Genomic DNA, 13,011 nt, shown 5'->3' with positions numbered 1-13,011 from the left:
ATGTCGAAGATCATCCTTTCCTGCGCCGTCACCGGGTCGATCCACACACCGTCCATGTCGCCGCATCTGCCTGTGACGGCTGAGGAGATCGCCCAAAGCGCCATCGGCGCGGCAGAAGCCGGGGCGGCCATCCTGCATCTGCACGCCCGAGACCCGGCGAACGGGCGGCCCTCGGCCGATTCGGCACATTGGCGTGGCTTTCTGCCCCGGATCGCGGCGGCGACGGATGCCGTGATCAACATGACAACCGGCGGATCGGCCATCATGACGCTGGAGCAGCGGTTGGCGGCACCCAAGGAGTTCCGGCCCGAGATGTGCAGCCTGAACATGGGCAGCATGAACTTCGCGCTCTACCCGATGGTGCAGCGCATAAAGGCCTGGAAACACGATTGGGAGAAGCCCTTCCTCGAGGGCACCGAGGACATGATCTTCAAGAACACGCCGCGCGACATCGCGCAGGTCTTGCAGGTCATGGGCGCCGAGCGCGGCGCGCGGTTCGAATTCGAATGCTATGACATCGGTCACCTGACGATGCTTCAGCATTTCATCGCGCGCGGCGCGGTGAAGCCGCCCTATTTCCTGCAATTCGTTTTTGGTGTCCTGGGGGGCATGGCCGCGGAACCCGACACCTTGACCCATCTCAAGCGCACGGCAGACCGGATGTTCGGCTCGGATTACCAGTTTTCGGTTCTGGCCGCGGGTCGGGCGCAGGTGCCGATGGCCACGATGGCCGCGGCGATGGGCGGGCATGTGCGCGTCGGGCTAGAGGACAATCTCTATATCGCCAAAGGCGTGCTGGCGGAGTCGAATGCAAGCCAGGTGCGGTTGATCCGCGGCATTGTCGAGGGGCTGGGGCGCGAGATCGCGACACCCAACGAAGCACGGGCGATGCTGGGCCTCAAGGGCCGGAAGGAGACAGCGATTTGATCGCCTATCGTGCCCCCCGGCCACATGAATGGTCCCTGGCGCAGGATCTTCTCTGCGATCTCGCGGCGGCGGATGGCGGCCTCGCCTCACCCCGCAACGAGGCGCTGCTGGCGGCGCTTGGCAGCGATCCGCAGGGCTGGCTCGGGGTGCTGCTGGCGGTGCGGGACACGGACGAGGTTCTGGGAATTTCCACCTTCACGCCGGATTTCTCGGCCTATCGCGCCGTGGTCGGCACCTATATCGCTGATCTTTACATCCGCCCCGAAGCGCGCGGGCTGCGTCTTGGCCGAGGGCTGATCCGCGCCACCGAGGCCGAGGCGCGGCGGCGCTGGGGCGCGGTTTTCGTATCGCTGAACGTTCATAGCGACAACGATGGCGGGCGCGGCTTCTATGAGGCCATGGGCTTTGTCCTGCGCGAGGACTGCCAGTATCTGATCCTGGAAGGCAAGGCGCTGGAGGCGCTGAAAGAATGAAGGTCGTATTCAGCGACACCCAGCGGGCCCATGACCCGCAGATGTTCCTGTCCTCAGGGGCGCCGAAACCCTGCCCGGAAAAACCGGCGCGGATCGAGGCGCTGCTGTCGGGGGTGCGCAAGCTGGACCTGCCGGTGATCGCGCCGGAGGACGCCGGGATGGCGCCGATCGCTGCGGTTCATCCGGCGCGCTACCTGACCTTCCTGCAGAACATCCACGACCGCTGGCGCCTGATCGACGGTGCCTCGCCCGAAGTCATTCCGAATATCCATCCCGGCAGCCGGCTGGACGGCTATCCGAAATCGGCGGTGGGCCAGGCCGGGTTCCATATGACCGACACCTCCTGCCCGATTTCCGGTCCGACCTGGGGATCAGCCTACGCCTCGGCCCAGACGGCGATCCATGGCGCCGGGCTGGTGCTGGGAGGCGACAAGGTGGCCTATGCGCTGTGCCGCCCGCCGGGCCATCACTGTTTCCCGGAACTGGCGGGCGGGTTCTGCTATCTGGCCAACAGCGCCATCGCGGCGCGGCTGCTGCAACAGGCGGGGCGCAAGGTGGCCGTTCTGGACGTGGACCTGCACCACGGCAACGGCACGCAGGGGGTGTTCTACGAGGACCCGAGTGTCTTGACCGTGTCGCTGCATTGCCATCCCGAACGCTTCTACCCGTTCTTCTGGGGCTATGAGGGCGAGACCGGCGCGGGAGACGGCGAAGGCACCAACCTGAACCTGTGTCTTGAGCGCGGGGCGGGCGACGCGCCTTTCCTGGCGGCGCTGGACCGCGCGCTGGACCGGATCACGCTTTGGGGCGCGGATACGCTGGTGCTCGCTCTGGGGCTGGACGCTTTTGTCGGCGACCCGTTCGCCGGGCTGGCGGTCACGACGCCGGGCTTCAGCCAGATCGCCCGCGCCGTGGCGGGGCTGGGTCTGCCCACGCTGATCGTGCAGGAAGGCGGCTATCTTTGCCCCGAGCTGGGTGACAACCTGGCCGCCGTTCTGGCCGAGTTCATGTAGCCGTCAGGCCAGATAGGCGCGGAAACTGCGGACAACCTCTTCATAGACCGCGCGCTTGAAGGGCACGATGGCGGCGACCATCTCGTCGACGTCGATCCAGCACCATTCCGAAAACTCGGGATGCTCGGTCGCGATGGCGATCTGGTCGTCGCGGCCCAGATAACGGAACAGGAACCATTTCTGCTTCTGCCCGCGATATTTGCCGCCCCAGACCTTGCCCAGCAGTTCCGGCGGCAGGTCATAGGTCACCCAGCCATGGGTCTTGGCGACCTTTTCGACCAGATCCCGGGTGACTCCGGTTTCCTCCCACAGCTCGCGATAGGCCGCCTCGGACGGCTTCTCTCCCGGGTCGATCCCGCCTTGCGGCATCTGCCAGGCGGGACCGGGATTGTCGATGCGACGCCCCGCGAAGACACGGCCTTCGCGGTTCATCAGCATGACGCCCACGCAGGGGCGATAGGGAAGGTCTTCGGCCATCAGCGCCTCAGGGCGCCTCGGCCGGGGCCAGGGTGGACAGGCCCTTCAGGATATCGACGGCATAGGCGAGCTGATAATCCTCATCCCGCAGCTTGGCCGATTCCTCGGCGGCGGCCTGTTCTTCGAGATAGAGCTTCTTCTCGTCCTCGGTCATCGAATCGTTGCTGATCGCGCCGCGCAGATCGGCCTCGCTGCGGGTCTTGGCCGCGCTCTCGCTGGCCGGCTCCGCGGCGTTCGGATCGACCGGGGGCTTGTCGGGCTGCTTGACCACGATGTCGGGCGAAATGCCCAGCGCCTGGATCGACCGGCCCGAGGGCGTGTAATAGCGCGCCGTGGTGAGACGCATCGCGCCATCGCCCTTCAGCGGGATCAGGGTCTGGACCGAGCCTTTGCCAAAGCTCTTGGTTCCGACCACGATCGCGCGGTGATGGTCTTGCAGCGCGCCGGTGACGATTTCCGACGCCGAGGCCGAGCCGCCATTGATCAGGATGACGATCGGCTTGCCGTCGATCAGGTCGCCCGGCTTGGCGTTGAAACGTTCGCCATCCTGCGGATTGCGGCCGCGGGTCGAGACGATTTCGCCGGATTCAAGGAAATCATCCGAGACCGAGATCGCCTCGTTCAGCAGGCCGCCCGGGTTGTTGCGCAGGTCGATGACCACGCCTTCCAGGTTTTCCTTGCCGCCAAGCTGCTCGATCGCCTTGTTCAGCTCGTCCCGCATTCCGGGCGTGGTCTGGTCGTTGAAGGTGGTGATCCGCAGCACGGCAACCTTGCCCACCACGCGGCCCTTGACCGCCGTCAGCTTGATCTTGTCGCGGATGATCGAGACATCGAACGGATCCTGCACGCCTTCGCGGACCACGGTGACGACGATCTCGCTGCCGATCGGACCACGCATCATGTCGACCGCCTGGTCCAGCGTCAGGCCAAGGATCGCCTCGCCATTGACATGGGTGATGTAGTCGCCGGCCTTTATGCCCGCCTTGTCGGCCGGTGTGCCGTCCATCGGCGAGATGACCTTGACGAAACCATCCTGCTGGGTGACCTCGATCCCAAGCCCGCCAAACTCGCCCTTGGTCTGGACCTGCATATCCTCAAAATCCTTGGCGGAGAGATATGAGGAATGCGGGTCAAGCGAGGTGAGCATCCCGTTGATCGCCGCCTCGACCAGCTTCTGGGTCTCGACCGGCTCGACATATTGGGCGCGGATGCGCTCGAAGATATCGCCGAACAGATCAAGCTGCTCATAGACGGTACTGTCATTGCTGGCGGTTTCGGCGATCAGCGGGCCGACCTGGGTGGTCAGGATCACGCCGGCAAGCGAACCGCCCAGGGCGGCCAAGACGAGTTTCTTCATTGCGATCTCATTCTCCGGTCGTGGCGGTCGCGGCGAACCATTCCGAGGGGTCCACGGGCGAAGCGCCCAGTCTGAGTTCCAAGTAAAGCGTTTCCGTATCGGAAGCGCCAGTGGCGCCTTCTGTCGAAACGGCAAGATCGGGGTCTGCGGCTTCGGCCCCCCCCATCAGCCCCAAGGGTGCGCCCGCAGGCACGATGTCTCCAACCTCGCCGTAAAGCGTTCCAAGCCCGGCGAGAACCAGAAGATAGCCGTCGCCGGGTTCGAGAACGATCACATTTCCGTAGTCAAGCAACGGGCCGAGATAGCGGATGGTCGCGGGCCAGGGCGCGGTGACCAGCGCGCGAGGGCGGGTGGCCAAAGTTATGCCGGGGCGGCGGACGCCCGCGGCATCGGCCTCGTCGGGGCGGCGGATCAGCGTGCCAAGGACAGGCAGCGGCAATGCGCCCATGGCCCCGGCGAAGGGTTGGCTGACCGCGCCGCTGTCGATGCCGCCATCGGTGGACAGAAGGGCCGCAAAATCATCCAATGTCGCCGCCGATTGCAGGATTGCGTTCATCACATCGGGGTCTTCGGTGAACTTCTTCGGCAGATCGGTGCGGTCCGAGATCGCCTTGGACAGCGCCGTGCGCGCATCCTGCGCAGCTTGCAACCCCGAAGACAGCGTCTTGGCCGTGGACAGCTGCAGGGCGCGCAGGTCGGAAAGCTCTTGCAATTCGGCCTTGAGCGCCTCGGTCTCGGCCTGAAGCGCCGGAGCGACATCGGCCAGGATCATTCCCGACCGCGCCGTCCCCAGGGGGCCATCGGGATGCAGCAGCAGGAGGGGGCCGGGATTCTTTTCCATCCCCGCCAGCACGGTAACCAATTGGGCGATACGGTCGCGCTTCGCGGTGAAGGACATCTTCAGCGTCGCCTCGCGCAGCTCGGCCTGGCGCATCGCTTCGCGCAGGGCGGCAAGGCCTTCTTCATAGGCGCGGATCGTGCCGGTCAGGGCCGAAACCCGGTCGCGCGCGCCGCCCGCCTCTTGCAGCGCGGCAATGGCGGCGGTCAGATCGGCCGAGGCCTTTGCCGCCTGGGCCGCAACATCCTGGGCCTGCGCCATGGGCGCGAGCAGGACGAAGGCAAGAAGGGCCGTGCGCAGGATCATGCCAGCAGGCTTTTCCCGGTCATCTCGGACGGCTGCGGCAGGCCCATCAGCGCCAGAAGCGTGGGGGCAAGATCGGCCAGCCTGCCACCCGGCCGCAGCCGCGCGCCCTGCGGCCCGCCGACCAGGATCACCGGCACGGGATTGATCGTATGAGCGGTATGCGGCGCCCCGGTCACGGGATCGACCATGACCTCGCAGTTGCCATGGTCGGCGCAGACCAGCATCGCCCCCCCCGCCTGTTCCAGCGCGGCGACCGCGCGGGTCAGCCCGGCATCCACCGCCTCGCAGGCCTTGATCGCCGCGGGCAGGCTGCCGGTATGCCCCACCATGTCGGGATTGGCGTAATTCACCACGATCAGGTCATAGCCCTTCTCGATGGCGGCGACGAACTGGTCCGAGACCTCGGCGGCGCTCATCTCGGGTTGCAGGTCATAGGTCGCGACCTTGGGCGATTTCGGCATGAAACGGTCTTCGCCCACGAAAGGCGCCTCGCGGCCACCGTTGAGGAAGAAGGTGACATGCGGATATTTCTCGGTCTCGGCCAGGCGGAACTGGGTCAGGCCTTGCTTGGCCACCCATTCGCCGATCGTGTTCACGATGTCCTGCTTGGGGAACATCGTGGTCATATAGGCATTATGCGCCTCGGAATAATCGACCATGCCCAGCCGCGCCGCCAGCAGCGGGCGCGGGCCAGGAGGGAAGGCATCGAAAGCCGGATCGCCTATGGCCGCCAGCAATTCTCGCGCGCGGTCAGCGCGGAAGTTCAGGAAATACAGCCCGTCGCCATCCTGCATCCCCGCATAATCGCCGATCACCGTGGCGGGCAGGAATTCATCGGTCTTGTCCGAAGCATAGCCCGCGGCGATGGCCGCTTGCGCGCTGTCGGCCCTGGCCTGACCGCGGCCCTGCACCATGGCGCGGAAGGCCTGTTCCACCCGCTCCCAGCGGTTGTCACGGTCCATCGCGTAATAGCGCCCGGTCACGGTGACGATCTTCACCCCCGGCGGCAGCGCGGCCTCAAGCGCCGCCACCTGCCCTGCGGCGGATTTCGGCGGAACGTCGCGCCCGTCGGTGATGGCATGGATCACCACCGGCACGCCCTCGGCCGCGATCACCCGTGCCGCCTCGATCATATGCGCCTGGTGGGCGTGGACCCCGCCGGGCGAGGTGAGCCCGGCCAGATGTGCGGTGCCGCCTGACGCCTCCAAAGCCGCGATGAATTGGCGCAAGGCGGGGTTGATGGCAAAGCTGCCATCCTCGATCGCGAGGTCGATCTGACCCAGATCCATCGCCACCACCCGGCCTGCGCCGATATTGGTATGGCCCACTTCGGAATTGCCCATCTGCCCGGTCGGAAGGCCGACATCGGGGCCGAAGGTGGTCAGCGTCTCATGCGGGCAGTCCCGCCACAGCCGGTTGAAGGTTGGCACCTGCGCCTGAGCCGGGGCCGAGACCTTGGGGTCAGGCCCGATGCCCCAGCCGTCGAGAATACAGAGCACGACAGGTTTCGGCGCGGGCATGGGGGTCTCCTTGCGGTTCCGGGGCGGTTCTACGCCGCCCGGCCTGCCACGGCAACGCCGCTATCCCGCGCGCCCCTGCTTTTCACGCAGACGTTGACGCCACAGGGTGAAGAGCCCAGCGCCGACCACGATGGCCGCACCGATGACCACGTTCAGCCGCAGGGTTTCCGAGAAGAGCAGGAAGCCAAGCAGCGAGACGAAGGGAAGCTGGAAATAGGCGAAGGGCTGGATGGCCGAGGCCTCGGCCAGGTCATAGGCCTTGATCAGCAGGGCATGGCCCAGCACGGCGGTGCAGCACAGCATCGCCATCATGCCCCAATCGGTCGCCGACATCGGTTGCCAATGCATCAGGCCAAAGGGCGTCATGCCGATGGCGCCAACGATCCCGGTCCAGAACAGGCTGATCGAGGCCTTGTCGCGCCGCGCCACATAGCGGGTGAGCAGGCCATAGACGGCGAACATCAAGGCCGCAGCAAAGGGGAACAGCGCCCAGACCGAAAAGACCCCGCTGCCGGGATTCAGGATGACGAGCATGCCGATGAAACCGACCCCGACCGCCATCCAGCGCCGCCAGCCCACCTTCTCGCCCAGGATCGGACCCGAGAGCATCGAGACCAGCAGCGGATAGCAGGCAAAGACCGCATGGGTCTCGATCAGGCCCAATTTCACGAAAGCGACCACCATCAGGCAGATCTCGGCGATCAGCAGAAGGCCGCGGACCGACTGGATCACAGGATGGGCGCTGGCAAAGGCGGCGCGCAAGCCGCCCGGGCTGCGCAGGGCCAGGGCGGTGACGAAGATCGCCATGAACCAGAAGCGGATGGCCACGACCATATAGACATTCGTCGCCTCGCCCAGATGGCGCGACAAGCCGTCCTGCAGAGCGAAGACGGCCGAAGTGGCGATCATCAGCCAGATGCCAAGGCGGGTATTCTGCGGGCTGGTCATGGCTGCGGCTCAAAGGGCGTGACACGTCCGCCTAGCATGGGCCGCGGGTGGGGAACAGGGGCGCTTCTGCCCGTCCCCGGCAAACCGGATCAGCCAACCGGAACGAAAGCGTCGCGCGTGGCGTCGTAATGCTCCAGCTCGCCCTCGCCGGTGTTGTTCCACAAGCCATGCAGAGTCAGCGTCTCGTCCTTCACCGCATCGGCAACGAAGGGGAAGGTCATCAGGTTCTCAAGGCTGGTCAGCACGGCCTGCTTTTCCAGCGCGGGCAGGATCGTGTCGGCCGGCATATGGGCGACCTTTTCAAAGCCCGGGCGCAGGATGTCCATCCAGCGGCCCACGAAGCTGGTCTTTTCCTCAAGTTGCGGGGCATGGCCGGTGCACATGTCATGGCAGCCCTTGACCCCGCCGCAATTGGAATGACCCAGCACCACGATATGCGCGACGCCCAGCGAGGTGACAGCATATTCCACCGCCGCCGAAGTGCCGTGATTCTTGCCATCTGGCGTATAGGGCGGCACGAGGCCCGCGATATTGCGATGGATGAAGAACTCGCCCTCGTCCGCACCGAAGATCGAGGTCACGTGAACGCGCGAGTCGCAGCAGGAAATCACCATCGCGCGCGGATGCTGCCCCGAGGCGGCCAAACGGCGATACCAGGCGCGGTTGTCCTGATAGGCGGTGGCGCGCCAGCCATGGAAACGCTGGATCAGATAGGCGGGAAGCGGGCGGGCATGGATCATCGGGCGGGCTCCATTGCGCTGTCTTGCGGTCGCGCAGAGGTACGATGCATTCGCAGAAAATGCGAGAGGCAATTTGGGGCCGAAAGACACCCGACTTAGCGAAGTGGAAAGCACGGAGAGGTCAGGATCGTGCCGGGTGTGAAACGTGTGGGTGATCGAATGTCCACTCTCGACGTGCTGACCCCGCGCGAGCGGGTTCGGCAGGATGGCGAGGCCATCGCCGCGATCTATCGCAACCTCGGCCCTGCCGTGGCCGAGCAGATGGTCGCGCGGGCCCTGGGAGAGCTGGCGTTGGCCATGGCCGGAATCGCCGCGCAAGTGCGTGCGCATGAGCTTGCCGATCTGTCGCGGCAATTGAAAAAGCTGCAACGCATGGCCGAAGGGCTGGGCATGGTCAGCCTTGGCACCGTGGGCCAGGACGCACGTGATTGCCTTGAACGCGGCGATGCGACCAGTTTTGCCGCGGTCTGGGCGCGGCTGTTGCGGGTGGCGGAATGCTCTCTGGCACCCGATCAAGGCACCGCGGGTCTGTCGCGCTAAGGCACATCCGCGCCCCCTTGCGGTCGCGGATGCAAGGGCTAGGGTTCCAGGAAACCTGCCTTATGCGGAACCCTGCCATGACCCCTTCCCCGACCGCCCCGCATTTCGCGCCCGATGATGCGAAAGCCCTGCCCCTGCATCTGGTGCAGTCAGCGGACCTGGCCGGCTTCCTCGACAGCCTTCCCGCCCGCGATGCGGCCTGGTTGAAGGCGACCGGCTTTGAGGCCGCTCTGGGAGAGCTGCGGCTTCTGCCCGGAGAGGCGGGCGAGGTTGCCGGTGCTGTGGCAGGGCTTGGCAGCGCGAAAAGCCGCGCGCGGACCCGCTTTGGCATCGCCAAGGCGGTGGCGGGCCTGCCTGCCGGGGCCTGGGCGCTGACCGGCGATCAGCCCCAGGCGCTGCTGGAGGAGGCGGCGCTCGCCTGGCTTTTGTCGCTGTACCGTTTCGACCGCTACCGCCCCGGCAAGACCGCGTCGGCCCAGCCGCTGCTTGTGCCCCCCAGCGGCGTCGCGGCCATGCGGGTCGAGGCTATGGCGGCGGGCGAGTTTCTGACCCGCGATCTCATCAACACGCCCGCACAGGATATGGGGCCGGACGAGCTGGAAGCCGCTTTCCTGGACCTTGCCGCCCGGTTTGGCGCAAAGGCGCAGGTGGTGAAGGGCGAGGACCTGCTGGCGCAGAATTTTCCGATGATCCATGCCGTGGGCCGCGCCAGCCCGCGCGCGCCGCGCCTTCTGGACATGCACTGGGGCACCGCCGGGCCGCGCGTCACGCTGGTGGGCAAGGGCGTCTGTTTCGATACGGGCGGGCTGAACATCAAGCCCAGCAATGGCATGAGCCTGATGAAGAAGGATATGGGGGGCTCAGCCACGGTGCTCGGCCTCGCCCAGATGATCATGCAACTGGATCTGCCGCTCCAGCTGCGGGTGCTGGTCCCGGCGGTGGAGAATGTGATCGCGGGCAATGCGCAAAAGCCCAAAGACATCCTGACCAGCCGCAAGGGATTGACGGTCGAGGTCAATGACACCGATGCCGAGGGCCGCCTGGTACTGGGCGACGCGCTGGCCTATGCGACCGAGGAAGAGACCGACCTCTTGATCTCGATGGCAACGCTGACCGGGGCGGCGCGCGTTGCCGTCGGCCCCGACCTCGCCCCCTATTGGACCGATGATCCCGCCCTGGCGGCGGCGCTGGAGGCCGGGGCGGTGCAGGGTTTCGATCCGGTCTGGCGCCTGCCCTTCCATGACGCCTATGACCCGGTGATCGAACCGGGCATCGCCGATCTCGACAATTCTCCGGGCTTCGGCTTTGCCGGGGCGATCACCGCCGCGCTGTTCCTGCGCCGCTTTGCCGATCATCCGCGCTACATGCATTTCGACATCTATGGTCATGTGCCCAGCGATGCGCCCGCCCGGCCCAAGGGCGGCAGCGGGCAAGGCGCGCGGGCGATCCTGAACGCGCTGCCGCAGATGCTGGGGTTGTGACAGTGGACCGCCGTCTTACCCCGTTTTCAGGTCGCATCGCGCATGTTTCGCTGCGCGGCCAGATCGACGCGCCCCTGACCGAGGGGAAGGCCGCCCGCCTGACCCGCCCCCTTGTCCCCCTGTTGCGCAGCCCCGGCGGGGCGCTGGACCGCACGCTTCTGTTCGGCGATGCCGTGACGGTGATCGACCACGATCAGGGCCATGCCTTCGTACAAGCGGCGAAAGATGGCTATTGCGGCTGGGTCGAGGAAACCACGCTCGGCCCGGACAGCCCGGTCACCCACCGCGTCGCCACGCCTGCGACCCATCTTTATGCCGGGCCGAAAGTACAGGCCGAGATGCGCCATCCGCTCTATCTCAACAGTATGGTGCAGGTTCTGGCCGATGACGGCACCTGGGCCGAGACAGCGCTGGGCTTCGTGCCGGCGACCCATCTTGCGCCCCTGCCCCAGCCCGCCGCCGATCCGGCCTCGGTCGCGCAGATGTTTCTTGGCGCCCCCTATCTTTGGGGCGGCAATGCGATTTCCGGGCTGGATTGTTCCGGCCTTGTCCAGCTTTCGATGCTGGCGGCGGGCCGCCCCTGTCCCGGCGACAGCGACCTGCAACAGGCCTTGGGCCGCGCGCTGGCGGAAGACGCCCCGCTGCAACGCGGCGACCTGATCTTCTGGAAGGGCCATGTCGCGATGATGCTGGACGGCATGACCATGATCCACGCCACCGCGCACAGGATGCGGGTGATCACCGAACCGCTCGACGCCGCCATTGCCCGAATCCTTTCCAAAGGGGAAGGCCCGGTCACGGCGCGGCGTCGCCCCTGATCCCTTCCTCTTGGTCCCAATACCCCACACGGGTGCGGGGGTGTGCCCTCCGCCGCGATCAGCCTAGTCGACCGGGCGGATCAGCTTGCGCTCCAGCACCTTCAGCACGGCGGCCAGGTCATGCCCGCGGCGCAGCACCTGACCCGCCGCGCCAAGCACGGCGTAAATCCCCTGCTTGCCGCGAAGCTTGGGGCGCTTTTCGATCCGGTAGAGCGGCACTTCGGCCGTGCGGCGGAACACGGCGAAAGTCGCGGCCTCGCGGCCATGCGACAAGCCGTAATCGCGCCATTCGCCCGCGGCGACCATCTGGCCATAAAGCCGCAGGATCAGAGATAGTTCCCGGCGGTCGAAGGCCACCTGCTCAAGGCCCCCCTGCCCCGCCGGAAAAGGGACAGGCGCTTCCATGTTCATGGGACAAGCCTGCGGCAGAACGCCGCCCAAATCAAGCGCGGCGTTGCGCGGGCGTTACAGGCTGGCTGCGAAACCGGGGGCAAGCCTGACCTCGCCCGTAACGAGCCCGCGCCAGTTCTTCTGCACCGGATTGAGACGCTTGACGGTGGCGGGATGCGCCGCCTCCAGCACGCCCAGCTTGACCAGAAGTCCGGCAATCGCGGCTTCCGACGCGCGGGAATTGCCGTCCAGCACCTTGAGCGCGATGCCCAGGCCCTTTTCGGGGATGATCGCCACAAACACTGCTTCGGCCCCGGTCTTGATCGCGACGCGTCCGTCCATGGCCCGCATCAACTCGGTGCAGGCCCGGCCCTCGCCCGCAACCAGTTCCGGGTAGCGCGCCATCGCGCGGGCCAAACGAGCCATCGCATCCTCGCGCGCCCCGGCCCCCGGCTTGGCGGCAGCGAATTTCGCCATCGCCCCGGCCAGGCCGACGACGGAAACCGCGAAATTCGGCGCCGAACAGCCGTCGATCCCCCAGCCCGAAATGCTTTCGCCGGTCACTTCCTCGGTCGCGGCAAGGATGGCCTTTTGCAAGGGATGATCCATCTCGACATATTCCGGCCCGGCCTTGAGGTGCTGCACCACGGTCAGGAAGCCGGAATGCTTGCCGGAGCAATTGTTGTGCAACTGGCAGGGCTTTTCATGGGCTTCGATCAGGCGGTCGCGTTCGCCATGGTCCAGCGGCTCATGCGCGCCGCAGCGCAGGTCGGCCTCGCCCAGACCCAGATCGGCCAGCCAGCGCCCGGCCATATCGACATGCAGATGCGCGCCCTGGTGGCTGGCGCAGGACAGGGCCAGATGCGCCTCGGACAGGCCGCGCGCATCGGCCGCACCCGTTTCTAGCAATGGCAGCGCCTGGATCATCTTGCAGGAGGAGCGCGGGAAGATCACCGCCGCCGGATTGCCCCAGGCGGCGACAATTCCCTTGGCATCGCAGATCACCGCGTGACCCAGATGGGTGCTTTCCACCACACCGCCGCGCCACAATTCGGCCAGCGGAACCGCACCCTCATCAACCCGTGCCATGGCATCCTCCCTCACAGATGTGCGATTTTCTGCCCAGAGGGCTTTCGCGGAATGGCGTTTTTGCGTAAAGCTGGAGTATCGAGTTCAGAGCGCC

Annotated in this window: 14 protein-coding genes; 6 read left to right on the top strand and 8 right to left on the bottom strand. The window is 66.2% G+C overall.

Annotated elements, in window-relative coordinates; all coding sequences use genetic code 11:
• Genes kce through ACED67_RS17380 form a run of 3 tightly spaced genes read left to right on the top strand, consistent with a single transcriptional unit; the run spans position 1 to position 2,413 of the window.
• Entirely contained in the window at positions 1–927 is a 927-nt protein-coding gene (gene kce / locus ACED67_RS17390; protein ID WP_395542986.1) for a 3,5-dioxohexanoate:acetyl-CoA acetone transferase, read from the top strand.
• Positions 924–1,400, top strand: coding sequence for a GNAT family N-acetyltransferase (locus tag ACED67_RS17385; protein WP_395542985.1), 477 nt, complete (start codon positions 924–926; stop codon positions 1,398–1,400). Before kce ends, ACED67_RS17385 begins: the two co-directional genes overlap by 4 nt.
• A complete protein-coding gene (locus tag ACED67_RS17380) occupies positions 1,397–2,413 on the top strand; it encodes a histone deacetylase family protein (RefSeq protein ID WP_395542984.1) in 1,017 nt (338 codons plus the stop codon). Before ACED67_RS17385 ends, ACED67_RS17380 begins: the two co-directional genes overlap by 4 nt.
• A 3-nt stretch (positions 2,414–2,416) precedes the next feature.
• Here ACED67_RS17380 and ACED67_RS17375 read toward each other — a convergent pair whose 3' ends face one another.
• The 6 genes from ACED67_RS17375 to ACED67_RS17350 form a co-directional block, all read right to left on the bottom strand.
• On the bottom strand, positions 2,417–2,890 hold the full coding sequence (locus tag ACED67_RS17375) for an RNA pyrophosphohydrolase (protein WP_395542983.1): 474 nt from the start codon (positions 2,888–2,890) through the stop codon (positions 2,417–2,419).
• A gap of 7 nt (positions 2,891–2,897) precedes the next feature.
• On the bottom strand, positions 2,898–4,247 hold the full coding sequence (locus tag ACED67_RS17370) for a S41 family peptidase (RefSeq protein WP_395542982.1): 1,350 nt from the start codon (positions 4,245–4,247) through the stop codon (positions 2,898–2,900).
• Positions 4,248–4,254: 7 nt separating this feature from the next.
• Entirely contained in the window at positions 4,255–5,388 is a 1,134-nt protein-coding gene (locus ACED67_RS17365) for a murein hydrolase activator EnvC family protein (protein WP_395543146.1), read from the bottom strand.
• Positions 5,388–6,911, bottom strand: coding sequence for a 2,3-bisphosphoglycerate-independent phosphoglycerate mutase (gene gpmI / locus ACED67_RS17360; RefSeq protein WP_395542981.1), 1,524 nt, complete (start codon positions 6,909–6,911; stop codon positions 5,388–5,390). Before gpmI ends, ACED67_RS17365 begins: the two co-directional genes overlap by 1 nt.
• A 60-nt stretch (positions 6,912–6,971) precedes the next feature.
• Positions 6,972–7,859, bottom strand: coding sequence for a DMT family transporter (locus ACED67_RS17355; protein WP_395542980.1), 888 nt, complete (start codon positions 7,857–7,859; stop codon positions 6,972–6,974).
• An 89-nt stretch (positions 7,860–7,948) separates the two neighbouring features.
• On the bottom strand, positions 7,949–8,599 hold the full coding sequence (locus tag ACED67_RS17350) for a carbonic anhydrase (protein ID WP_395542979.1): 651 nt from the start codon (positions 8,597–8,599) through the stop codon (positions 7,949–7,951).
• A 159-nt stretch (positions 8,600–8,758) separates the two neighbouring features.
• Between ACED67_RS17350 and ACED67_RS17345 the strand changes: the two genes are divergently transcribed.
• From ACED67_RS17345 to ACED67_RS17335, 3 genes are all read left to right on the top strand, one after another.
• On the top strand, positions 8,759–9,139 hold the full coding sequence (locus ACED67_RS17345; RefSeq protein WP_395542978.1) for a hypothetical protein: 381 nt from the start codon (positions 8,759–8,761) through the stop codon (positions 9,137–9,139).
• Between the two features lie 77 nt (positions 9,140–9,216).
• On the top strand, positions 9,217–10,620 hold the full coding sequence (locus tag ACED67_RS17340; protein WP_395542977.1) for a leucyl aminopeptidase family protein: 1,404 nt from the start codon (positions 9,217–9,219) through the stop codon (positions 10,618–10,620).
• Between the two features lie 2 nt (positions 10,621–10,622).
• Positions 10,623–11,438, top strand: coding sequence for a C40 family peptidase (locus tag ACED67_RS17335; protein WP_395542976.1), 816 nt, complete (start codon positions 10,623–10,625; stop codon positions 11,436–11,438).
• 63 nt (positions 11,439–11,501) lie between these two features.
• Here the strand turns inward: ACED67_RS17335 and ACED67_RS17330 are convergent, their stop codons facing one another.
• Complete coding sequence (locus tag ACED67_RS17330; protein WP_395542975.1) at positions 11,502–11,849, bottom strand: DUF2794 domain-containing protein; 348 nt, start codon at positions 11,847–11,849, stop codon at positions 11,502–11,504.
• A 54-nt stretch (positions 11,850–11,903) separates the two neighbouring features.
• Entirely contained in the window at positions 11,904–12,917 is a 1,014-nt protein-coding gene (locus tag ACED67_RS17325; protein WP_395542974.1) for an asparaginase, read from the bottom strand.
• Positions 12,918–13,011 lie beyond the last annotated feature (94 nt).

The organism is Neotabrizicola paludis, assembly GCF_044142105.1.
Lineage (GTDB): Bacteria > Pseudomonadota > Alphaproteobacteria > Rhodobacterales > Rhodobacteraceae > Pseudogemmobacter.
The sequence above is the reverse complement of the archived record's forward strand: the minus strand, read 5'-3'. Positions and strand labels throughout refer to the sequence as shown.